This window comes from Corynebacterium sp. p3-SID1761, from assembly GCF_055862885.1.
Genome location: NZ_JBSQBJ010000023.1, coordinates 1 through 21451, shown reverse-complemented (window position 1 = coordinate 21451; position 21451 = coordinate 1). Strand labels below are relative to the sequence as shown.

Here is a 21451-nt window from a genome sequence, read left to right as displayed (position 1 = left end):
CAAGTAAAACGCCCACCAAAAGAACCCAGAAAGTCTAAAGATGACCAATGCCCGCCAGCCCGGCCCACCGACCGACGAAGACCTTGAGGTAATGCGCCAGCAGCTTGGCCGTCCGCTACGTGGTGTGGTGGAGGTCAGCTACTACACGCCTGACGGTGTGCCCGCAGTGGTGAAAACCCAGCCCAAGTTGCCCGATGGTACGCCTTTCCCCACTCTCTACTACCTGACTGACCCGCGCCTGACCGCGGAAGCCTCGCGCCTAGAGGTGGCGGGCGTCATGAAGTCAATGCAAGCCCGATTGAGCGAGGACGAGGATCTAGCTGCGGACTACCGAGCAGCACACGAGCACTACCTGGCTGAACGCAACAAAATGGAAGACCTGGGTACCGACTTCTCTGGCGGGGGAATGCCAGATCGCGTGAAGTGCCTGCACGTCCTTATCGCCTATGCGCTGGCAGAAGGGCCGGATCGGGTACGCCTAGGAACCGAAGCTGTGGCGCTGGCAATCGAAAACAACCCAAAGCTTGAAGGTACGGCGCTGCCTAAGGACTGGCCGACCTCCGCCGCTCTGGGTACGTCAATGCAGACCGCGAGCGTTGAGGAATAGCCCAAAAAGGGGATCTAGCGCACTGGGGTAGCCTGGGGAACTATGAGTGCTCCCCACAATGAGGTTTCCAATCCCCGCTTTGCCGCCATTGACTGCGGCACAAACTCCATCCGTTTGCTCATCAGCGAGCGGACTCCAGATGGTCAGATTAACGAGCTGAACAGGGATAACATCATCGTTCGCTTGGGGCAGGGGGTAGATGCCACCGGGCGTTTTGCAGACGAGGCGCTGCAGCGCGTGGATGATGCACTGCAAATCTATGCCGACCGGATGGTCGACTACGGGGTGGTCGACGTGATGATGGGCGCGACCTCCGCTACCCGCGACGCGGCGAACCGTGAAGAATTCTTCGACATCACCCGCCGCCATCTGGGGCGCGTGCGCGAAGGCGCGGTGGCAAAGGTTATTTCTGGCGAACAAGAGGCTGAGCTCAGTTTCCGGGGAGCCGTCACCGACCTGCCGGGTGCTGCAGAGCGCACCGTGTGCGTAATTGATCTAGGTGGCGGATCTACGGAGTTCGTTGTTCATGGCCCAGGCCGCGAGCCGCAGGCTTTCTCAGCGAACATGGGCTGTGTGCGGTTGACGGAACGCTTCCTGCACGATCAACCGCCAACGCAGCAGCAGATCGACGATGCCCGTTCCTTCGTCGAGGAGTTGATGGAGCAGGTTCGCTCGCATGTGGATCTGCGCGCAGTCGATCAGGTTGTCGGGGTGGCGGGTACGATGACGACCCTCACCGCTCTTACTCTGGGGCTTTCGGAGTATGAGCCCGAGCGCATTCACATGGCCACCTTGCCGCTAGAGGACTTTCGCGCAACAGCACGTATGTTGCTGGGATTGACGCCCCAGCAGCGTTGCGAGTACGGGCCTATGCACCCGGGGCGTGCGGACGTCATCGGTGGTGGTTCAATTGTGGTGGATGCCTTCACAAGCCGGTTCCTAGATTGGGGGCTTAGTGAGATCACGATCAGCGAGAAGGATATATTAGACGGGATGCTGGCTGAGGTCATGGCACGCCCCCTATAGCCCAATTGGCAGAGGCAGCGGACTTAAAATCCGTTCAGTGTCGGTTCGAGTCCGACTGGGGGGACTTTTTGTTGCGCTTTTCCTGCCCATTTTCAAAAACCGAGGAAGCTGGTAGGCAGTCTGCTGTAGCGTTACTCCCCGAAAGTATTTGTCGGCAAAATAACATGTCGGCGCTTCTCTACCAACGAGGGAGCCTTGGCCATGATTCTGGATAACTACCGCGCCACTTGGGAAACTGAAGAAACTGACGCCCTACGCCTGCATGCCCGCGAGTTTATCGCTCGTGAGGTGACCCCCAACGAGCTGAAGTGGGAAGAAAACCATCAGGTAGAGCGTGAGTTCTGGAATAAGGCAGGCGACGCTGGACTGCTGTGTGCGTCCATTCCCGAAGAATATGGTGGCGGAGGCGGCACCTTCGCACACGAAGCCGTCATCCAACAGGAGCTGGGGCTTGCCGGGGATTCCGCCTGGCACAACGGTGTGCACTCCGTGATTGTGGCTCATTACATATACCAGCTTGGTACTGAGGAGCAGCGTAAGCGGTGGCTACCGGGGATGGCTAGTGGTGAGCTCGTCGGCGCTATTGCCATGACAGAGCCGGGCACGGGCTCGGATCTGCAGAGCATTAAGACCAAGGCGGAGCTCGATGGTGATGAATGGGTCATTAATGGTTCCAAGACCTTTATCACCAATGGCACTCACTGCGATGTTGTGGTGATTGTTGCCCGAACCAACGACCAGCCAGGTGGCAAGGGATTGTCTCTTATTGTCGCAGAGACAAAGGATCTTGAAGGCTTCGAGCGGGGACGGGTGTTGGACAAGAACGGCCAGCGAGGCCAGGACACCCGAGAACTTTTCTTTACTGATATGCGCGTGCCGAAGGATAATCTGCTCGGCGGCATCGAGGGCAAAGGCTTCATCCAACTGATGCAGCAGCTGCCTCAGGAGCGCTTGATTCTCGCAATTGCAGGGGCGTCGGCATGTGAAGGGGCAGTGCGCCAAACCATCAAATACGTCAATGAGCGTGAAGCGTTTGGCCGACCAATTCTCGGATTCCAAAATACTCAGTTCGTGCTGGCCGAGTGCGCGAGTGAGACGCTGGCGGCGAAGACCCTGACTGATCACTGTACGGCTCTGCACATCGAGGGCAAGCTGACGACAGCCCAGGCCTCTGCAGCCAAATACCTGGCCTCGGATCTGCAGAGTTCTGTGGCGGACCGTTGCCTGCAGCTTTTCGGTGGCTATGGATTTATGCGGGAATACCCAATCTCGCGGATGTACACGGACGCCCGCGTGCAGCGGATCTACGGCGGCACCAACGAAATCATGAAGCTGCATTGCCCGCGAGTTTAAGCAGGATTAGTCCTGGAGGGGAATGATCTTTTGGAAGCTTAGAATTACTCCTGAAGATCAAGGCACCACTCCAGGAGGTAGCGAATGGCGCTCGGGTCAAAAGAGACCTAAAGGAATCCCGCGCCGCAGCGTTGGAAGCCTATGAGTTGATGCGGGCGCAGAGGGGTAGGTCAGGATAAGTCCGGGTGGCGAGGCGTGGACGTCCCTATCATGGGCAGCATGCGCACTCTTTATTCCGTCGAGGACATCCGTTCCGCCGAGACTGCTCTATTCGCTCGCCAGCAGCGAGCAGACGAGCTGATGCAGTCCGCCGCGCACGCCGTAGCCACCGTGACTCAGAACATGCTGGCGACGCAGGAGGATCCCGTGCTTTTGCTGGTTGGTCCCGGAGGCAACGGAGGCGACGCACTATACGCCGGTGCGGTGCTTGCCATGCAGGGGAAAAGGGTGGAGGCATACGCCATAGCGGGAACAGATAATGTTCACGAACGCGCCTCCCAGACCTTCACAGCAGCAGGCGGAAGCTTCGTGGCGCTGGGCGAGGACAAGGCTACGACGACGAATGAACCGTCGGCAGAATCCTGCCGCTACGGTGTAATCGTCGACGGAATGTTTGGCCTTGGTGGGCGGGGCGAAATCCCTGATGAGGTCGACGAGGTTCTCCGTGCAGCCAAGGTATTGGCCATCGACATTCCAAGTGGCGTGGTCGCTGACACGGGTAAAGCACCCGGCAAGCACGTCCGCGCCGACGTGACCATCACTTTTGGCGGGCTACGCCGAGCCCATGGTCTCAGCGCTGCATGCGGAACGGTGCTCTGCGAGGATATTGGTCTGGACGATGGCTCCCTGCTCTCTGCTGAGCTGGCCAAGTTGGAAGGCACTACTGCTTTGTGGCACACACCGGTCGAACTACTTGCTCACCACAATCAGCCTCTCCAGCAAATGGCCTGCACCCCGCAGCCATTGCCCGGCACTCTACCTGGCGAACCAGGTGCCACAGATGACAAGTACTCAGGCGGAGTCGTCGGAATCTGCGCAGGTAGTAAAGACTATTTGGGCGCGGGTGTGTTGGCCACCCTCGCGGCGGTTAACACCACCAGTTCGATGGTGCGCTACATCGGCGAGCACCCCGAATACGTCCTGGCCACCACCCCAGAAGTGATCGTGCACCCTACTGTCCGCGACGCTGGACAGGTGCAAGCACGCATGGTCGGTTCGGGTCGAGGCACGGACCGCGACGCTCGCCAGGAGCTCCTCGCGGTCCTCGATATGGTGCAGCCTTTGGTTCTTGACGCCGACGCGATCACCGTCTTGGCGAAGAACCCGGATGTGCTGGACGTTCTTCGTGCCCGCAACGCCCCTGTCTTGCTCACCCCGCATGACGGTGAATTCGACCGGTTAGCAAAGGCAGCTGGTTTGCCTTTGGAATCGCCAGACCGGATCACCTCTACTGAACGTCTGGCCCGAGAACTGAACTGCACAGTGTTACTGAAGGGACGCTTCACCATCATCGCCAACCCACAGCGAGCCTTGGTTGTGGATACTGCGTCGTCATGGGCGGCCACCCCTGGATCCGGCGATGTGCTGGCCGGAATCCTCGGTGCGCTGATTGCACGCGATGCCGGCAGACGCGCCCGCGACGGTGGATATGCCGAGGCAGGGCAAGCCGAGTTTGAGACGCACGAGGCGGATTATGTGGTCGATACAGCTGCGGTCGGTGTCGCGGTGCACGCTGCGGCGTCATATATATCTGCCCTTACACCCTATGGTCTGGCGCCGACCTCCGCGCTGAAGATCGCGCAGCACATCCCTCACGCGACAGCATGGTTGAGGTCGGTTGTCGGCGGGCAAGGGTAGGACTAGTACAGACAGTAAATGCATGGAGAAAATAAATGCATAGGAAATCGCCTGTGGACAAAGGAAGGACGAAGCGAAACATGGATCGCAAGATTGCACTTATTACCGGCGGAACCCGAGGCATTGGTCTCGCGATTGCACACCAGCTGCAGGACGATCACCACCTGATTATCGGCGGTAGCTCAGACAAGGCACATGAGGTCGCACAGCAATTTCCTAGCGCGCAGGGATTTGTGGCGGATCTTGGCGATACTGATGCCATCGGCGCCGCGGTGGCCGACCTGGGGCTAGATAGCCTTGACGTATTGGTGCATTCCGCCGGTGTAGTGGCCCATGACCCAGTAACAGAAACCACGCCTCAGCAGTGGAAACATGCTTTCGACATTAATCTTTTCGCTGTTGCGGAACTCACCCGGTGCCTGCTTGGCGCGCTGCACACTGCTCACGGCATTGTGGTGACGATCAACTCTGGTGCGGGCTATCGATCCAGCGTCGGGTTTGGCCCATATGCCACGACGAAATTCGCGCTGCGCGCCTACACCGATGCTCTGCGCGAGGAGCAGCGTGGCAAAATCCGTGTGAGCTCTATTCACCCTGGCAAGGTCGATTCCGACATGCAGCGTGAGATTCAAGCCCACCGCGGTGTCGCCGAGGGAGACTACGACGAAACGCAGTTCTTGCGCCCCGAATCCGTGGCCAAAGCCGTGCGCCTGGCCGTTGATGCGACTGAAGATGCGATGGTTGAGTCGCTGACGATTCGCCCTGCTAACGGGCGCTAACCACGCATGGATACTCACGTTCTAGACTGCGCCATCGTCGGCGGTGGACAAGCGGCTCTGGCTACCGCGTTTTATCTGCGTCGGGAGGAGCGCCGCGGCCGCCGAACTGTAAATTTCGCAGTGTTCGACAACCAACCCCAGCCAGGCGGTGCCTGGCAGCACATGTGGCCGGCGATGAGGCTGTTTTCCGCCACAACTTTCTCGAACCTGCCTGGCATGCCAATGCCGGGATATGAAGGTTTCCCGCCACCCGACCATGTGGTTTCCTACCTGCGCGAATACGAGCAGCGCTACAACTTGCCCGTGATCCGCCCAGCCCACATCGAACGCGTGAACTTCGATGAGCTAACCGGCCTATTTCACCTGCACGGCCACTACGGCGGGACAGCGCGGACATGGCGTGCACGGACAGTGGTGGCGGCAACGGGCACGTGGTCGGCTCCGTTCGTGCCCTACTATCCGGGCACTTTCAAGGGCACACAGTGGCACACGGCCACTTATCCTGGTCCGGAGCGCTTCGCCGGCACTTCCGTAGCCGTCGTTGGTGCGGCTAATTCCGGTGCGCAGATTGCGGCCGATCTACTTGAGTTCGACGGCGAACAAGGAGGCCGGGTCAACGTCACCTGGTACGTCCGCCATGCACCCCGCTGGATGCCCGATGATATCGACGGTGCCGAGCTCTTTCGTCGCAACCGCGAGCGCTATCATGCCATTTCCGCTGGCCACACCGACCCTGGTGCGGATTCATCCTTGGGGGATATCGTTATGCTCCCCGCCGTCCGCCGTACCCGCGACGCAGGCCTACTACGCGCCACACCGATGTTCGACAGCCTCGACGACGTTTCCGCCGATCACCTTATCTGGTGTACCGGCTTCCGCCCGGCCCTCGGCCCTTTCCGCGGGTTGCTTTCCTTTGCTGGTGACGCCCCCTCGCCCCAACCTCCCGGACTATTCCTCGTGGGCTATGGCGATTGGGTGGGACCAGGTTCCGCCACCATCACGGGCGTGGGCGTATACGCAAAACGGGTAGCCGCCGAGGTTGTGGCGACCACCCGTGGGCAATAGGGGCTGACTACGGCAGCAGACGGAAGGTCTTGCCCGTCTTCAGCAGGTTCAGCATGACCGTGGAGAAGGTCTTGCGGCTCATGGATTCTGGGCCGCGGAAGTACATGAAACGCTGCGAGGTCACGTTCTGCGTTGCCGTGTACTTCTGCAGCCCTTCCGCACCGTGGCGGTGGGACATACCAGATTCCTTCATGCCACCCATTGGGTTATCAATGGCCGCCCAGCTGGAGGTGTAGCCATCATTGAGTGCAACAGAGCCGGACTCAATCTTCGGGCCGATCTGCCAAGCAGTCTCATCAGCAGCGAAAACAGAAGCATTCAGGCCATAATCCGTGTCATTGGCATGTTCAATTGCGTCGTACAGGTCTTCCACCGGCTCGATGTACACCACAGGGCCGAACACCTCTTCGGTGCGCAGCAGCGCATCCTCCGGCACGTCCGTCAGGACGGTCGGCTCGTAGAAGTATGGCCCCAAGTCCGGACGCTTGCGGCCACCGCACACAATGTTGGCGCCCCTTGCGCGGGCATCCTCAACATACTTCTGGACGGTCGACAGCTGGTCAGCGGAAGCCAGGGATCCCATCTGGGTCTCCCATTCAAACCCGGATCCAATGCTCATCGCCTGCACGCGCGAAGTAAAGGCGCCGACGAAATCTTCATAAGACGCCCGCTCCACATAAATGCGTTCGATGGAAACGCAGAGTTGTCCGGAGTTGGAGAAGCAAGCATCCACCGCGCCGCGCGCTGCGTAGCTGATGTCCGCGTCGTTGGCGATAATCAGCGGGTTCTTGCCACCCAGCTCGGCAGAGTAGCCGACCAGACGTCGACCCACCTGCTCGCCCAGGATCTTGCCCGTCGCGGTGGAGCCGGTGAACATCAAAAAGTCGCATTGGTCTGCGATAGCACTACCAACCACGCGGCCTGAGCCGGTAACCAACTGCACCAGGTCGCGCGGCAGCCCGGCGTCGAAAAGCAGCTTAAAGATCAAAAGCGCGGTGAACGGCGTAGCGGAGTCGGGCTTGGCAACTACGGCGTTGCCGGCGATAAGTGCGGGAATCGCGTCGCCGATGCCCAGGGAGAGCGGGTAATTCCACGGGCTAATTTGGCCGACGACGCCGAGGGGGTGACGGTATTCAATCGACTTCGCCATGATCGACATCGCGGAAGCACGCTTGCGGGGCTTCATAAACTTCTCGACGTTGTTGGCGTAGTAGCGGGCGTTGTTGGCAACGTCCATGACCTCGTCGAACGAGCTAGCGCGGTTTTTGCCAGTTTCCAGCTGCACCATGTCACATAGGAGGTCTGAGTTCTTCAGCACAAGATCATGGAAGCGGCGGAAGATGCGCTTACGCTCTGCAAAGGGGACATGAACCCAAGACTGCTGGGCACGGCGGGCGAAACGGAAAGCTTCGGTGACATCCTCGGCAGAGCCGCTGGCGACCCAGCCGATGGTCTCGCCCAGGAAAGGGGCTTCGATGTCGAGACGCTTGCCGTCGTAATCATTATCGAGGTTATGCAGGCGGGCATTGGTGGTGAGGTTACGCAGCTCTACTTCTAGATCAGCAGGAAGAGCGGCTACGGAAAGACGCTTGTAATTGGTTCGTTTCATGTTTGGGAGACTACCTAAAAGGCTGGGGAAGTGTGTTCGTTCTAAAAGTTTTTTAAGCAAACAAAGGTTGTAAATTGATGTGTGTTGGGAACATTTGAGGAGGCTTAGACGTTGGTAGGATGTACGCGAAAGGGTGGAAGTGCACTGGTCGGTTGATTGGTGGCTTCCAACTTCCACAATGACCAGCAGAAAATGGAGAGTAAGGAATGAAAAGCTCGAACCCGTTCATGGGGTCGCTGGCCAAGAACCAAGGCCGGCACCCCTTTGCTCAGCAAGGAAACCAGGGCGGTTACGGCCCGCAGCAGGGGATGAACCCCTACGCAACCTCCGCCCACGGTGGCGTACAGACCGCAGCTATGGGCTATGGCATGCAGGATGCTGCCAACTACGGTCAGGCCGGGACTGCCGACCGTCCGATGACTGTCGACGATGTTGTCACCAAAACCGGCATCACCCTGGCAGTGATCGTCGCACTTGCAGTGGTGAACTTCATCATTGGACTCAGCAGCCCGGACCTGGCAATGATGCTCACTTTCGTTGGCATGATCGGTGGCCTGATTGCTGTTCTGATTTCGGCTTTCGGCAAGAAGTACGATTCTGCTCCCGTTACTCTGACCTACGCGGCTTTTGAGGGCTTGTTCGTCGGTGGCTTTACCTTCTTGCTTTCCGGTGCTGCGGTCGGTGATTCCGACGCCGGCATGTTGATCGCCCAGGCGGTATTGGGCACCATTGGCGTGTTCATTGGCATGCTGTTTGTTTATAAGACGGGCGCTATTCGCGTAACGCCGAAGTTCACCCGTTTCATGGTAGGGGCAATGATCGGCGTGCTGGTTTTGGCGCTGGGCAACCTGGTGTTTGCGCTGGTTACGGGATCTGCAGGTATCCTGCGCGACGGTGGCCCGATCGCCATTGTCTTCTCCCTGGTCTGCATTGGTATTGCAGCGATGAGCTTCCTGCTGGACTTTGACCAGGCTGATCGCATGGTACGTGCTGGTGTTCCATCCAAGATGGCTTGGGGCGTGGCAATGGGGCTGGCTGTGACCCTGGTCTGGCTTTACACCGAGATCCTGCGCCTGCTCTCTTACTTCAGGGACTAGCAGGAAAGGTTAGTGCTAGTGCCTTGAGGTTCAGGCGCCTTGCATAATGGGGCGCCGGCAATGAGGTACCGACAACGGGGCGCCGAGCGTTAGTTGTCTAGGGAGCCTCCGGATTTTCCCGGGGGCTCCCTTTTGCTGTCCTGTGCCGACTGCTGCTTCCGCTGGCTTGCTTGTGGGCTGTTGCTTCCGCTGGAATTGCTCATTAGTCGGTGGCTGTGGCACTTGCAGAGGTGTGGTCGGCGGGGAATGTCGCTAGATCGGGAAAGTAGAAGCGTTTTCGTCCGGTGCGAATTTTGAGCAACTCTCTGACCTGCTGTTTTGATGAAAAGGGAATGGATTGCAATAACAGATTCCCGATCTAGCGACATTCCGCAGCAAAAGACGGGCTTGGAAGGGGCGGGGCAGACCCTTTCCTGAGGCTAGGAGACCCCAGATCGTCCCCTGGAACAAGAAAAAGGGCGCCCGCAGGCGCCCTTTTCATTTCTGGTTTACAAAACCATCGCCAGCTGCAGCAAATGCCATTGCCACACCACAGCCAGCAACCACCGCCAGTCGGAAACTACTGATCCGCGCGCGGAACGTCCAGGTCGGGGTCGTAAGGCTCAGCAGAAACGATCGTCACAGAGACGGTATCCCCGGCGGGAGTCTGGTACTCGCGGGTCTCGCCGACCTTAGCACCGACAATGGCCGCGCCCAGCGGTGCATCGGTGGAGTAAGTCTCCAAATCAGGGTTGGAGGACTCCAGGCCACGGGTGCCGATCAGGAAGGTCTCCTTATCGTCCTCGTCACCGTCGTAGTAGACGTGGATCACGGAACCAACCAGTGCCACGCCGGACTCCTGCGGAGCCTCACCGATAGTGGCGCTATCCAGCAGCTCCTCCAGGTAGGTGATGCGTGCTTCCTCCTGCCCCTGCTGCTCGCGAGCCGCGTGGTAGCCACCGTTCTCCTTCAAGTCACCTTCTTCACGGCGCTCGTTAATCTCAGCGGCCAGCACCGGACGGTTCTCCTTCAGAGCCGTCAGCTCCGCGTTCAGTCGGTCGTAAGATTCCTGAGTCAGCCAGCGAGTCTGGTTCTCGGCCATTGGGTTCTCCCGTCTTCGTTGAAGGTTCACGCGGTCTCCCACGTGGGCGTCAATAGATTAATCAATAGGCGTGGAAAGTCTAGCATTTAGCGTAGGAGCCGGAGACAGACTGCCAAGGCAGGCGCTAGTTTTGCGGATTTAGGTGAGGGGCAAGCGTGCTGGAGCAACCATAGGCAGTGGCCGCGTAGCCTCGTTCGCGGGTCGGAATGTCAACCTTGAATCGCTGCACGCTCTCGCCACCGGCGGGGATGACGAACTCGCGGCGTCCGACTTCGTTTTTGTCATAATCCAGAGCTGTGACGATGCAATAGGCAGCCTTCTGGGGATCCTTGCGAGTCACGTCGATGCTCATTGTCATGCGCTCATCCGAAACGATCTCGCCACCGGATTCCTGGGCCGTTACGTCCGCATCCGACGTGCGCAAGTATTGATTCACCGCGTAGGCCAGCGCCGCGGCCAGCATGACCGCCAGGATCACCACAACGATTTTCCCGGAGAATTTCTGGTTGCGTGTTTCGCCGTAACGCTCTTCTTGGATGCTGTTCTTCGCCGCGTTCATGATGTCTCTAGTCTAGCCCACCCCTTTCTTTATGACGCCTTCATCCCCAGCCCACAACAGGCAGCGATTTTATTGGGTAGGGGAGGGATGAAGAGTAGATTGTGAAATCGTGAGTAATACGACATCTTCCGCCTCTGATTCGCGATACCGTCTGCTGGCTATCCATGCGCACCCGGACGATGAGTCCAGCAAGGGTGCGGCGACCATGGCACGCTATGTCGACGAAGGCCACCGGGTGAAGGTGCTGACCTGCACCGGCGGCGAGCGGGGGGACATTCTGAACCCGGAGATGCAGTCCGTGGCAGAACAGGGCATCGGCGAGATGATCGAGGTGCGCCGTGAGGAGATGGCCCAAGCCGCAAGCATTCTGGGAGTAGAGCACGAATGGCTGGGCTATGAGGATTCCGGCCTGCCGGAGGGGGATCCGAAGCCACCTCTGCCGGAGGGGTGCTTTGCGCTGCAGGATACGGAGGAAGTCACGAAGGATGTCGTGCGAGTGATCCGCGAGTTCCGCCCGCACGTGATCATCACGTACGACGAGCACGGGGGATACCCGCACCCGGATCACATCAAGGTACACGCGGTATCCATGCGCGCTTGGGAGGCTGCCGGTGATCCAGATTTCCACCCGGAGCTGGGGGAACCTTGGGAGCCTAAAAAGCTCTACTACACCCACGGCTTTATTCGCGAACGCTTCGAGGATCTAGCAACCGCACTGTATGAACAGGGCGTGCAGCTGCCCGAGAATGTCGTCCAGCACTTGCAGTTGTGGAAGCAACTGCCGGATATTCTGTCCCGGGTGACGACTCGTGTAAATGTTGCCGATTGGTTTGAGCGTCGCGACGATGCTCTTCGAGCTCACCGTACCCAGATCGATCCGAAGGGAGCGTTCTTCTTGGCAGATACAGAGCTGCAGCAGAAGATCTGGCCCACCGAGGAGTTCGAGCTGGCGCAGTCGCGCGTGCACAGCGAGATCCCGGAGACGGATCTGTTCGCAGGCTTGGACTAGTATCGACGCCGCCCGCTGAACTAGTTCTAGCTGCTCAGGTTTTCCCACACGCAGCCGACAAACTACAGTTGATGGCCAAAGAGGACTTAAGGAGTTTCCAGCGATGAACACCGCCAGCACTGCCACGTGGATCTTGGCCCAGGCAGAGCGCACTGGCCCAAAGGGTGCAGAGTTTGGCAAGGCTGCACCCATCGGCCTGTTCGTAATCCTCATTTTGCTTCTGGTCGTGTTGCTCATTGGCTTCGCTATGAACAAGCGCATCCGTCGCCTTGAGCGCCGTCAGGCCTTTGCTGAGGCACGTGGTATTAGCCTCTTCGACACGGAGAAGCTGGAAGCAGCGATGAAGGCTGAGGGCTTTGACGAGACTGCTAGCAAGCGATCCATGTTCGCCCGCACCGAGGTGCCACAGACCGACGATCGTTTCTTGCCCTCCTCCGGCACACTCACGGGGCCGGCTGCTATTGATGCTGAACGGGCGCGGGCTAAGGGCGTCGAAAACGCTGAGAAAGCCGAGAAGGCAGACCGCGAAGAACCGCCGAAGCAGTAAGATCAAGATTGTGAATCGTATCCCCCAACTGCTCTACCCGGCATATGAGGCGAGCTTAGCGCGTTCGCTGCGAGAAAAGCCTATGCCGAAGCACGTTGCCATCATGGCCGATGGCAATCGGCGCTGGGCACGTGAGAATGGGTTCACGGATGTTTCGCATGGTCACCGCGTGGGGGCGAAGAAGATCGCGGAGATGTGCGGCTGGTGCGATGAGCTGGGAATTGAGACCGTAACCGTCTACTTGCTCAGCACCGAGAATTTGAAGCGCTCTGCGGAGGAGCTCTCGCTGTTGTGCAGCATCATCGGCGATGTTGCGGAAGAACTGGCGGATTCCGACGCCGGATTCCAGCTAAGGACCGTCGGCCACCTAGAACTTTTGCCGGAGCAGCTGCGTGTTCGTTTAGAGGAAAACCAGGCCAAGACGAAGGATCACACAGGTGTGCGTGTGAACGTGGCGGTGGGTTATGGAGGCCGCCAGGAGATCGTGGACGCTGTGCAGACCCTGGTGGCTGAACTGGCTGAGCAGGGAACCGCGCCGGAGGATATGGCAGAGGCCATTACGGCGGAGGCGTTGGGCAACCACATGTATACCTCTGGTCAGCCGGATCCGGATCTGGTGATTCGGACGTCAGGGGAGCAGCGATTGTCGGGGTTCCTCTTGTGGCAGTCGGCTTACTCCGAGATTTGGTTTACGGATACGTATTGGCCAGCCTTTAGGCGCGTAGATTTCCTACGTGCGTTGCGTGATTACTCGCAGCGGCATCGTCGCTTTGGGCTGTAGAGGATTTCTGGAGCCTAGATTTTCCGCATGCGCACCTTTTGCACTAGGTGATCGGGTCCCTTGCGAAGAACCAAGGAGGCGCGCACACGGGTGGGCAGAATGTTCTCCATCAGGTTGGGAAGGTTCACGGTCTGCCAGATCTCGCGGGCGACAAGGGTGGCTTCTTCATCGCTGAGGTCGGCGAAGTGGTGGAAGTGAGCCTCCGGATCCTTAAATGCGGTGTTCTTGAGGCGTAGGAAGCGGTCGATATACCAGTCTTCGATGTCCTCACGCCGGGCGTCGACGTAGACGGAGAAGTCAAAGAGGTCGGACACCATGAGGGTGGGGCCAGTCTGCAAAACATTCAATCCCTCGACGATCAGAATATCCGGGCGATCGACCGTGATAGTTTCGTCGGGGATTCGGTCGTAGGCCTCGTGTGAGTACACGGGCGCTTCAACCTTCTGGGTGCCGGATTTCACCTTGGTGACAAAGCTCAGCAATTCGGCCTGGTCATAGGATTCCGGGAAGCCCTTTCGGTGCATGAGTCTGCGACGTTCCAGCTCGGCGGTGGGCAGCAGGAAGCCGTCGGTGGTGACGAGATCCACCCGCGGGTTTGTTTCCCAGCGTTGCAGTAGAACCTGCAGCACGCGGGCAGTGGTGGATTTGCCGACGGCTACGGAACCACACACACCAATGATGTAGGGGATTGGTGGCAAAGGCTCGCCCAGGAAGGTTTCGGTGGCGGCGTTCAGTCGACGGTGTGCCTCAACGCGCAGGAAAATGAGGCGCGAAAGTGGCAGATAGACCTCGGAGACCTCTTCCAGGTCAATTTCGTCACCGATGCCGCGGAGTTGTTCCAGTTCATCTTCGGTGAGGACCTGGGGCATCGATTTTCTAAGCGTGCGCCACTGAGTACGGTCCAGCTCAATGTAAGGGCTGGGGGAAGTCATAGCCCCATTGTGCCCCGAAAAAGGGGCAAGGTGAAATTGAAAGGGGGAAAGGAAGTATTGGGGAGTTCGAGCCGGTGAGCTGGGTTGCCTGGGGGTGGTGCCCTAACCACTCGCTATGATGGTGGGGCAGATAAGCAAAAGTTCTATCTTTCGCCTTATTTCATTTCGTCCACATTTTCATCCACAAATGGAAGGCCCTCGTCGACGTGACTTCTCCGCAGAATTCGTCCACACAGAACTCCTTACAGCACAACACTCCTCTGGCGGAGCTGGATCCGCAGGTTGCGGAGGCTATCGCGGGTGAGCTGCGACGTCAGCGCACCACGCTGGAGATGATCGCCTCGGAGAACTTTGTTCCGCGTGCCGTATTGCAGGCACAGGGTTCGGTTCTGACTAACAAGTACGCCGAGGGCTACCCGGGGCGCCGCTACTACGGCGGTTGCGAGCACGTGGATATCATCGAGGATCTGGCTCGAGAGCGCGCTAAGCAGGTCTTTGGCGCGGAATTCGCCAATGTTCAGCCGCACGCCGGTGCACAGGCCAACGCTGCGGTGCTGATGGCTCTGGCTAACCCGGGTGACAAGATCATGGGCCTGTCCCTGGCACACGGTGGCCACCTGACCCACGGTATGCACCTGAACTTCTCCGGCAAGCTCTACGAGGTTGCTGCCTACGAGGTGGATCCGGAGACCTTCCGCCTGGATATGGACAAGATCCGCGAGCAGGCTATTGCCGAAAAGCCACAGGTGCTGATTGCCGGCTGGTCCGCGTACCCGCGTCACCAGGACTTCGCAGCGTTCAAGTCCATCGCGGAAGAGGTTGGTGCGAAGCTGTGGGTGGACATGGCGCACTTCGCTGGTCTGGTAGCCGCAGACCTGCACCCGTCCCCGGTTCCGCATGCAGACGTTGTCTCTACTACCGTTCACAAGACGCTGGGTGGCCCGCGTTCCGGCATGATCCTGGCCAAGCAGGAGTACGCCAAGAAACTGAACTCCTCCGTATTCCCGGGGCAGCAGGGCGGACCGCTGATGCACGCTGTCGCCGCGAAGGCAGTGGCCATGAAGGTGGCCCAGACTGACGAGTTCCGCGACCGCCAGAAGCGCACTTTGGAAGGCGCAAAGATCCTGGCTGAGCGTCTGAACGCACAGGATACGAAGGACGCTGGCGTGCAGGTCCTCACGGGTGGCACTGACGTGCACCTGGTGCTGGTAGATCTGCGCAACTCTCAGCTGGATGGCCAGCAGGGTGAGGATCTGCTGCACGAGGTTGGCATCACCGTTAACCGCAACGCTGTGCCTTTCGATCCACGTCCGCCGATGGTCACCTCCGGCCTGCGCATCGGTACCTCCGCCCTGGCTTCCCGTGGGCTCGATACGGAGGCCTTCACCGAGGTTGCCGATGTCATCGGTACCGCTCTGGCCGGTAATGCGGACGTGTCCGCTCTCCGCGCCCGCGTGGACAAGATTGCAGAGGACTTCCCTCTGTACGACGGCCTGGAAGACTGGAAGCTGGTTTAGGTCAGCTGCACTAGTCGCTTGCCACTAGCTGGCGACTAAAAACTGAGGACCGGAGGACAAAGGAACGGGAATGGTCAACACCCACTCGAAAAAGGCAATCATCGTCGTCGACGTTCAAAATGACTTCGTCGATGGATCCCTTGGTACCGCCCGTGGCGTGGATGTCGCTCGCGGTATCAATGCCTGGTTGCGCAAGGTAGTAGGTGTAGATGGCGAAGCCGTTGCTTCCCGTCCTCCGATCGTCGGCACGCTCGACTGGCATATCAACCCCAAAGGCCATTTCGCGCCCGAGGGTGAGGAGCCAGACTACAAGAACACCTGGCCCGTTCACTGTGTGGCCGACACTCATGGCGCACACCCCTGTGCAGAGCTCAACCCTGAGCTAGTGGATGTATGGTTCCACAAGGGGGAATACACCGCTGCCTACTCGGGCTTCGAAGGCCACCTGGCTGGCGAAGATCAGACACTACAGCAGTGGCTGAACTCTTTGGAGGTTGAACACGTCACGATTGTGGGCATCGCCACCGATTTCTGCGTCCGTGCCACGGCGCTGGATGCTTTGAATGCTGGGTTCCACGTGCGCGTCATCGAGCAACTGTGCTCGGCGGTGACTGAGCAGGGCGGCAAGTCCGCTATTCAGGAGCTGGAAGACGCAGGCGCGGAGATCATCCGCGGCTAGGCCATCTCCCACCCATTGCTTTCGTGCTAGTCGGCAATTGCGATGTCCGGTCGCCGTGATAGCTTGCGAGCCCCGAATGCTGCCCAAATGACGTGCAGCAGAAGTAAAGCCAGCAGGGCGGCGCTGAGGGTGTCCATCCATCCCAGATCCCAAACCGGAAGCGTGGAATTTGTGGATTTTTCGGCCAGAGTATGGGTTCCAAGACAGCACGTACCCACGGGGAAAGTGCTGGCCCACCAGGTGGGGTTATAAGGCATGGGGGTACTGCCCAGGGCTGTTCCCCAGTGTTCGACAATGGCGTAGCCGGCGAGGGGAATACCAACGCTCAGTATTACTAAGCCGTAGACCGTGGCACGGAAGTGCCACTGGTTACCCGCAAGCAACTGTGCGGCCACGGTGGACTGGCCGACGAGTCCCAGCGGAATCCACGCGGTGGTGGCGAACTGGGCGGGGATGATCGGGAAGGTGCGCGCGTAGATGAAGGCAAATGTCGGTACTGCCGTCACCCAGGCCAGGGCAAAGCATGCGACCCCGATTCCGTGCACAGTTGAGCCCCACTCACCCACATGGGGTGCCAGCTGAGCCGAGGCGGTAGCGGCAACCATAGGCGCTACTAGGGGCAGCCCGCAGGTAAAGGCGGGAGCTGGGCGGCTAACAAAGAGATAGCGGAAGAACTTCACGCACGTGATCGCGCCAAGGACGGTCCCTACGGTCCAGCAGAAGGTGTGAACTGACCAGCTGCTGAAGATGAGGGAGTAGGCACTTCCCAAGGCGAGGATGCCCATGGAAGCCATTCCCCATGCCGGCATGGCGCTCGAGTGGAAACCCGGGTTGCGATGTCTAAGGAACCCCACGGTGAGAGCCAAAGCGAGGAGTGTCGCCACGCCAAGCATTAGCTCGGCAGGGAGGTGCCCCAGCGTTGAGCTCAGGTGAATGTCAATGAGTGACGCCGTGATGCCCAGCCCCATCACCGCTCCGGCCCAACCGGGGCCTAGGGGCGGTAGGTCGGGCTTGCTGTGCTTCGTACTCATATTCTCGAGGCTAGGCAGTGCTCGGCAGTAGCGGGAGAGTGTATGTGCTGGACAGGGTTACAATGAATGCATGTACCCCCAAAGGAATCTTGATAACGAAGGGGATTCTTTCCCTGCTCAACGTGGCTTTGTTCCTGACGCCCTCACAGTAGATTCCGTCCTCGCGGTCGCTCGGTATGGAGGCATGAACCGGGCCGCAGAGCATCTGAACGTCTCGCAACAGACTGTCAGTATGCGCATTGCCAAGTTGGAAAAACACCTAGATGCGCGCATCTTCTGGCGCGGAGCCGCAGGGAGTTCCACCACGGAGGTAGGCCGCCAGGTCGTCCGCGTACTGGAGAGCCTAGAAGAAGCGCTCGACGAATGCGCTCGTGGCCTTGAAGAAGCACTGGGAGAAGGCGTTGTCGAAGAGGTTAAACTCGTGGCCTCGAACACCGTGGCGGAATTGGATTACCCACGTTGGGCAGCGAAGTATTTGCGCACCAGCCCACAGACTCATCTGCATATGCGGCAACTCAATAGCCAAGAGGCGCAGCGCCAGGTTGTCCAGGGCCAGGCGGAACTGGCGGTAGTAGAGGGAAACTGGGTCACACACGAACTGCACCAGCGGGTGCTGGGGCACGATGAACTGGTGGTTGTCGCACCTGCAGAACACCCCTGGGCGCAGGCCAACGATCATGGTCATTCGGACACTAAGCCGGGGAAAACGGCGTCAAGAGAAAAAATAGTGACGAAAAACGAGTTGAAGTCCACGCCTTTGGTGCTACGCGAACCGGGAAGCGGCACCAGGGAAGTGGTGGAGGCAGTGTTGGGCGAGCTCGCTCCACCGGCGGGGGAATTTGGTTCCCTGGGGGCTCAACGTACGGCAATCGGTGCGATCGGGGCGCCAGGGGTGATCGCGCGAAGAGCCGTAGCGTCGCAACTAGCTACTGGGCAGTACGTGGAGGTTCCGGTGGCCGGAGTCAAGTTCGACCGGCCGCTGCGAGTGGTGTGGAGCTCGAAGAACCGCCTCTCCGAGCCGGCCCTCCGTTTCCTGAGCTTCCTTGCGAGCCAAGCTGACGGGCAGATGGCCTAGAGTTTGTTCTATGACTCAGGACATTCCAAACTCTGCTAACTCTGTTAACACTGCGAACACCGCTAACTCTCCAAGCACTGCCGCTGCGTCGACGACGGCGGGCGACATCGTGCAGGTCTCCACAGTTGGAGCCGTACGCTACATCACCATCAACCGCCCGGAGGCATACAACTCGCTGGATAAGGCGCTGCGGCTTGCGCTGATTGATGCATTCCGCGAGGCGCAAAAGGATTCGCAGGAACCTGGATCCGCCGTGCGTGCAGTCGTACTGCGGGCTGCTGGTAAGGCCTTTTGCTCCGGGCAGGACCTGAAAGAGCAGCTGCAGGATACGCAGAACCGCACGGGGATGGAGAAGGTTGTGGAGGAGTACAACCCGATGGTCGAGCAGCTCACCGGCATCACCGTGCCGACCATTGCCGTGCTACAGGGACCAGCGGCAGGAGCCGGCTGGGGGCTTGCGATGGCCTGCGACTTCCGCGTGATGTCAACGGCTGCGTCGTTTAAAGGTGCGTTCACTGGTGTGGGACTAGCCGCGGACTCCGGACTGTCGAAGACACTGGTGGATTGTGTAGGGAGGGCGAAAGCCCTGCAGTTGCTGCTTCTGGATCGAAAAGTTCCCGCTGACGAGGCTTATGGGCTAGGACTGGTCGAGAACCTGGTGAAGCCAGAAGAGCTAGAGGCCACGGCAGAGAAGTTGGCGGTATCTTTCGCCAATGGGCCGACGGCGGCCTATAAGGAGATGAAGGCGCTGGTTAAGAATGCCGCGGCTATCAGTGAGGCAGCGGCGGCTGAGGCCGACGCGCAGTTGCGTCTGTTTAACACCGCTGACCATAGCGAAGCGGTGGCTGCTTTCGTAGGAAAGCGACCACCGCAGTTTAAGGGGGAGTAGGGCTAGAGCCCTACTTTTAGAGCCCTACTTCTCGCCCTTGGCCAGGCGGCGAGAGATGATCTCGATCATGATCTCGTTCGGGCCGCCGTAGATCGGCTGTACGCGGGAGTCCAGGTAGTGCGTGGAGATCGGGTACTCCAGCATGAAGCCGTAACCGCCGTGCAGCTGCAGTGCCTCGTTGACGACCTCAATCTGCAGCTCAGTGGTCTGGTACTTGGCCATTGCACCGGTGACCTCGTCCAGGGTGCCGTTGACCTTCTCCATGATGCAGGCATCAACGAAGGACTGGGAGGTCTGAATGTTGGTAGCCATCTTGGCCAGCTCCCAGCGGTATGCCTGGTGGTCGATCAGGCGCTGACCGAAGGTCTTGCGATCCTGAGAGTGCTTGTACACCAGATCGAATGCGCGGCGGGAGGTAGCGATGGAGCCGACGGCGATGGACAGGCGCTCCTGAGCCAGGTTGGTGCGCAGGTAGCCGAATGCAGCGCCCTCTTCGCCCAGCAGGTTCTCCTTCGGAACGCGGGTGTCCTCGAAGGACAGCTCAGCGGTGTCCTGGGACTTCAGGCCGACCTTCTTCAGCGGACCGGTCTTGGTGTAGCCCTCCATGCCGTCCTCGACGATCAGCATGGAAACGCCGGCGCGACCCTTCTCCGGGTTGGTCACAACGACCAGCAGGGTGAAGTCAGCCTGGACACCGTTGGAGATGAAGGTCTTGGCGCCGTTGACGATGTAGTCGCCGTTCTCGTCCTTCTTTGCGAAGGTACGGATGCCAGCCAGGTCAGCACCTGCGCCCGGCTCGGTCATAGCCAGAGCAGCGATCTTCTCACCAGCACAGAGCGGCTTCAGGAAGCGCTCCTTCTGCTCGTCGTTACCGAAGCGCTGCAGGTAGGGGATGACCAGGTCGTTGATGGTCTGGATGCCCACGATGACGGAGCCGGAGTCAGCCTTGGCCAGCTCCTCGGTCAGCACAGCGTTGAAGCGGTAGTCGTTCTCCATTCCACCGCCGCCGAACTCCTCCGGAGCCATCATGCCCAGCAGGCCCTGCTGGCCGGCCTTCTGGTACATCTCACGGTCGCAGTAGCCCTGCTCGTGCCAGCGGTCGACGTTCGGGGCAATCTCGGCCTTCACGAAGTCCGCGCAGGCCTCGCGGAACATGTTGTGCTCTTCTTCGAAAATGTTGCGTGGCAGGAAGTTCTTCATGGGTTCCTTTCAAAACCAAGACGTTGGTTGCTTGAATACTGAACCGGTTGAGACGTTGAGATTCTGTAGGTCTCTGTATGTCTCTTGTGCACTCGTCATGCGTTCGGCCAGATTCTTAAGCATCAGCGTCGGCTATAGAGAGTTATTGTGTTGCAGCTCGATAGCAAGCCCGCATTGTGACGTGCATCTCTGCGTTGCTTATGAGAATAGCATCTTCTTGTTCGAGAAGTACAAGAAAACCCCTCGATGTCGGGCGAAGGCACACTGACGAATTCCTCGCATGTGGGAATCGTTCCCCCAAGGGGGAGGGTGAGTTGATTTCGCGCCACAAAAGCACAGGTCAACCATTTAATCAACATTTTTGTTGTTTAAATATTGACAACCGAAGTGAGGGTTGGCTAACCTCATGGATGTGTCGCAGGCTAGTCACCTGAGGCGCACTGCAGTTGTGGAATATGTTGCAGTACTAAGGAAGGTTCACATCGCTGGAGCGTTGAACATGCGTTGCGGGTTTCTCTCTTCTCCCTGCATACTCATGTGCTCTAGTCGTGGCTTCTTATGAAGTGCTGCGGTTGTTTATCCGGCTACTTCACGGCAGTCAGCTTCGTCACCTGGCAACCGTTTACCGGAACTGGCTTTTCGGTGGCTCGTCACCATCGGAACCAACTTTTTGCCGCAAGGCAAAAAGAAAGGGCGAGGAAGGGTCCGAACTATCGGGCTCATCCTCGCCTTTTTCTTTATCTCATTCAGCCTCGTTG

Annotated in this window: 21 protein-coding genes and 1 tRNA gene; 16 read left to right on the top strand and 6 right to left on the bottom strand. The window is 59.0% G+C overall.

Translation table 11 applies throughout. The features are described from left to right. Positions 1–40: 40 nt before the first annotated feature. The 7 genes from ACWXWJ_RS09505 to ACWXWJ_RS09475 all read left to right on the top strand — a co-directional run bounded on the left by ACWXWJ_RS09505 (position 41) and on the right by ACWXWJ_RS09475 (position 6687). The gene (locus ACWXWJ_RS09505) at positions 41–607 is read left to right on the top strand and encodes a DUF501 domain-containing protein (RefSeq protein ID WP_448308139.1); all 567 of its coding nucleotides are present in this window, start codon (positions 41–43) and stop codon (positions 605–607) included. Positions 608–649: 42 nt separating this feature from the next. Further along, positions 650–1633, top strand: coding sequence for a Ppx/GppA phosphatase family protein (locus ACWXWJ_RS09500; protein WP_473964242.1), 984 nt, complete (start codon positions 650–652; stop codon positions 1631–1633). After that, a tRNA-Leu gene (locus ACWXWJ_RS09495) sits at positions 1624–1697 on the top strand. The genes ACWXWJ_RS09500 and ACWXWJ_RS09495 overlap by 10 nt, the downstream gene beginning before the upstream one ends. Before the next feature lie 131 nt (positions 1698–1828). Then, positions 1829–2986 (top strand): acyl-CoA dehydrogenase family protein, encoded by a 1158-nt coding sequence (locus ACWXWJ_RS09490; protein WP_473964241.1) that lies wholly within the window; start codon positions 1829–1831, stop codon positions 2984–2986. Positions 2987–3205: 219 nt separating this feature from the next. Further along, on the top strand, positions 3206–4843 hold the full coding sequence (locus ACWXWJ_RS09485) for a bifunctional ADP-dependent NAD(P)H-hydrate dehydratase/NAD(P)H-hydrate epimerase (protein WP_448308142.1): 1638 nt from the start codon (positions 3206–3208) through the stop codon (positions 4841–4843). Positions 4844–4923: 80 nt separating this feature from the next. After that, on the top strand, positions 4924–5622 hold the full coding sequence (locus tag ACWXWJ_RS09480) for an SDR family oxidoreductase (protein ID WP_473964240.1): 699 nt from the start codon (positions 4924–4926) through the stop codon (positions 5620–5622). A 6-nt stretch (positions 5623–5628) separates the two neighbouring features. After that, entirely contained in the window at positions 5629–6687 is a 1059-nt protein-coding gene (locus ACWXWJ_RS09475) for an NAD(P)-binding domain-containing protein (protein ID WP_473964239.1), read from the top strand. A gap of 7 nt (positions 6688–6694) precedes the next feature. Here the strand turns inward: ACWXWJ_RS09475 and ACWXWJ_RS09470 are convergent, their stop codons facing one another. Beyond that, complete coding sequence (locus tag ACWXWJ_RS09470; RefSeq protein WP_473964238.1) at positions 6695–8296, bottom strand: succinic semialdehyde dehydrogenase; 1602 nt, start codon at positions 8294–8296, stop codon at positions 6695–6697. A gap of 206 nt (positions 8297–8502) precedes the next feature. On the opposite strand from ACWXWJ_RS09470, the gene ACWXWJ_RS09465 reads away from it, so the two are divergent. Beyond that, positions 8503–9393, top strand: a complete 891-nt coding sequence (locus ACWXWJ_RS09465) for a Bax inhibitor-1/YccA family protein (RefSeq protein ID WP_293791019.1) — start codon at positions 8503–8505, stop codon at positions 9391–9393. A gap of 559 nt (positions 9394–9952) precedes the next feature. On the opposite strand, the gene greA is transcribed toward ACWXWJ_RS09465, so the two are convergent. Further along, positions 9953–10474 (bottom strand): transcription elongation factor GreA, encoded by a 522-nt coding sequence (gene greA, locus ACWXWJ_RS09460; RefSeq protein ID WP_011273903.1) that lies wholly within the window; start codon positions 10472–10474, stop codon positions 9953–9955. A gap of 124 nt (positions 10475–10598) precedes the next feature. Continuing rightward, on the bottom strand, positions 10599–11033 hold the full coding sequence (locus ACWXWJ_RS09455) for a DUF4307 domain-containing protein (RefSeq protein WP_448308146.1): 435 nt from the start codon (positions 11031–11033) through the stop codon (positions 10599–10601). 109 nt (positions 11034–11142) lie between these two features. Here ACWXWJ_RS09455 and mca point away from each other — a divergent pair, with 109 nt between their 5' ends. The 3 genes from mca (at position 11143) to ACWXWJ_RS09440 (ending at position 13370) form a co-directional block, all read left to right on the top strand. Then, on the top strand, positions 11143–12042 hold the full coding sequence (gene mca / locus ACWXWJ_RS09450; protein WP_473964237.1) for a mycothiol conjugate amidase Mca: 900 nt from the start codon (positions 11143–11145) through the stop codon (positions 12040–12042). Positions 12043–12145: 103 nt separating this feature from the next. Beyond that, a complete protein-coding gene (locus ACWXWJ_RS09445) occupies positions 12146–12589 on the top strand; it encodes a hypothetical protein (protein WP_293791022.1) in 444 nt (147 codons plus the stop codon). Positions 12590–12599: 10 nt separating this feature from the next. After that, positions 12600–13370, top strand: a complete 771-nt coding sequence (locus ACWXWJ_RS09440; RefSeq protein WP_473964236.1) for an isoprenyl transferase — start codon at positions 12600–12602, stop codon at positions 13368–13370. Between the two features lie 14 nt (positions 13371–13384). Here the strand turns inward: ACWXWJ_RS09440 and coaA are convergent, their stop codons facing one another. After that, a complete protein-coding gene (gene coaA, locus ACWXWJ_RS09435) occupies positions 13385–14302 on the bottom strand; it encodes a type I pantothenate kinase (RefSeq protein ID WP_473964235.1) in 918 nt (305 codons plus the stop codon). A gap of 206 nt (positions 14303–14508) precedes the next feature. Between coaA and glyA the strand changes: the two genes are divergently transcribed. Both glyA and ACWXWJ_RS09425 read left to right on the top strand, forming a co-directional pair. Next, the gene (gene glyA, locus ACWXWJ_RS09430) at positions 14509–15819 is read left to right on the top strand and encodes a serine hydroxymethyltransferase (RefSeq protein ID WP_473964234.1); all 1311 of its coding nucleotides are present in this window, start codon (positions 14509–14511) and stop codon (positions 15817–15819) included. A 70-nt stretch (positions 15820–15889) separates the two neighbouring features. Continuing rightward, on the top strand, positions 15890–16498 hold the full coding sequence (locus ACWXWJ_RS09425) for an isochorismatase family protein (RefSeq protein ID WP_473964233.1): 609 nt from the start codon (positions 15890–15892) through the stop codon (positions 16496–16498). 26 nt (positions 16499–16524) lie between these two features. Here ACWXWJ_RS09425 and ACWXWJ_RS09420 read toward each other — a convergent pair whose 3' ends face one another. Continuing rightward, positions 16525–17529, bottom strand: a complete 1005-nt coding sequence (locus ACWXWJ_RS09420; protein ID WP_448308152.1) for an SLAC1 family transporter — start codon at positions 17527–17529, stop codon at positions 16525–16527. 70 nt (positions 17530–17599) lie between these two features. On the opposite strand from ACWXWJ_RS09420, the gene ACWXWJ_RS09415 reads away from it, so the two are divergent. Next, positions 17600–18604, top strand: a complete 1005-nt coding sequence (locus ACWXWJ_RS09415) for a LysR family transcriptional regulator (RefSeq protein WP_293791028.1) — start codon at positions 17600–17602, stop codon at positions 18602–18604. A 10-nt stretch (positions 18605–18614) separates the two neighbouring features. Further along, positions 18615–19493 carry an enoyl-CoA hydratase/isomerase family protein gene (locus tag ACWXWJ_RS09410; protein ID WP_448308154.1) on the top strand — a complete coding sequence of 293 codons (879 nt, stop codon included), beginning with the start codon at positions 18615–18617 and terminating at the stop codon, positions 19491–19493. 24 nt (positions 19494–19517) lie between these two features. Here the strand turns inward: ACWXWJ_RS09410 and ACWXWJ_RS09405 are convergent, their stop codons facing one another. Then, positions 19518–20693, bottom strand: coding sequence for an acyl-CoA dehydrogenase family protein (locus tag ACWXWJ_RS09405; protein ID WP_293791030.1), 1176 nt, complete (start codon positions 20691–20693; stop codon positions 19518–19520). Between the two features lie 548 nt (positions 20694–21241). On the opposite strand from ACWXWJ_RS09405, the gene ACWXWJ_RS09400 reads away from it, so the two are divergent. Then, positions 21242–21451: hypothetical protein (locus ACWXWJ_RS09400; protein WP_473964232.1), on the top strand; the 210-nt coding region annotated here is incomplete at its 3' end.

Excerpts from the sequence above, each read along its gene's own strand:
- ACWXWJ_RS09505 (WP_448308139.1), top strand. The coding sequence starts at position 41 with ATGACCAATGCCCGCCAGCCCGGCCCACCGACCGACGAAGACCTTGAG.
- ACWXWJ_RS09500 (WP_473964242.1), top strand. The coding sequence starts at position 650 with ATGAGTGCTCCCCACAATGAGGTTTCCAATCCCCGCTTTGCCGCCATT.
- ACWXWJ_RS09485 (WP_448308142.1), top strand. The coding sequence starts at position 3,206 with ATGCGCACTCTTTATTCCGTCGAGGACATCCGTTCCGCCGAGACTGCT.
- ACWXWJ_RS09480 (WP_473964240.1), top strand. The coding sequence starts at position 4,924 with ATGGATCGCAAGATTGCACTTATTACCGGCGGAACCCGAGGCATTGGT.
- ACWXWJ_RS09475 (WP_473964239.1), top strand. The coding sequence starts at position 5,629 with ATGGATACTCACGTTCTAGACTGCGCCATCGTCGGCGGTGGACAAGCG.
- ACWXWJ_RS09470 (WP_473964238.1), bottom strand. The coding sequence starts at position 8,296 with ATGAAACGAACCAATTACAAGCGTCTTTCCGTAGCCGCTCTTCCTGCT.
- ACWXWJ_RS09465 (WP_293791019.1), top strand. The coding sequence starts at position 8,503 with ATGAAAAGCTCGAACCCGTTCATGGGGTCGCTGGCCAAGAACCAAGGC.
- greA (WP_011273903.1), bottom strand. The coding sequence starts at position 10,474 with ATGGCCGAGAACCAGACTCGCTGGCTGACTCAGGAATCTTACGACCGA.
- ACWXWJ_RS09455 (WP_448308146.1), bottom strand. The coding sequence starts at position 11,033 with ATGAACGCGGCGAAGAACAGCATCCAAGAAGAGCGTTACGGCGAAACA.
- ACWXWJ_RS09445 (WP_293791022.1), top strand. The coding sequence starts at position 12,146 with ATGAACACCGCCAGCACTGCCACGTGGATCTTGGCCCAGGCAGAGCGC.
- coaA (WP_473964235.1), bottom strand. The coding sequence starts at position 14,302 with ATGACTTCCCCCAGCCCTTACATTGAGCTGGACCGTACTCAGTGGCGC.
- ACWXWJ_RS09425 (WP_473964233.1), top strand. The coding sequence starts at position 15,890 with ATGGTCAACACCCACTCGAAAAAGGCAATCATCGTCGTCGACGTTCAA.
- ACWXWJ_RS09420 (WP_448308152.1), bottom strand. The coding sequence starts at position 17,529 with ATGAGTACGAAGCACAGCAAGCCCGACCTACCGCCCCTAGGCCCCGGT.
- ACWXWJ_RS09415 (WP_293791028.1), top strand. The coding sequence starts at position 17,600 with ATGTACCCCCAAAGGAATCTTGATAACGAAGGGGATTCTTTCCCTGCT.
- ACWXWJ_RS09410 (WP_448308154.1), top strand. The coding sequence starts at position 18,615 with ATGACTCAGGACATTCCAAACTCTGCTAACTCTGTTAACACTGCGAAC.
- ACWXWJ_RS09405 (WP_293791030.1), bottom strand. The coding sequence starts at position 20,693 with ATGAAGAACTTCCTGCCACGCAACATTTTCGAAGAAGAGCACAACATG.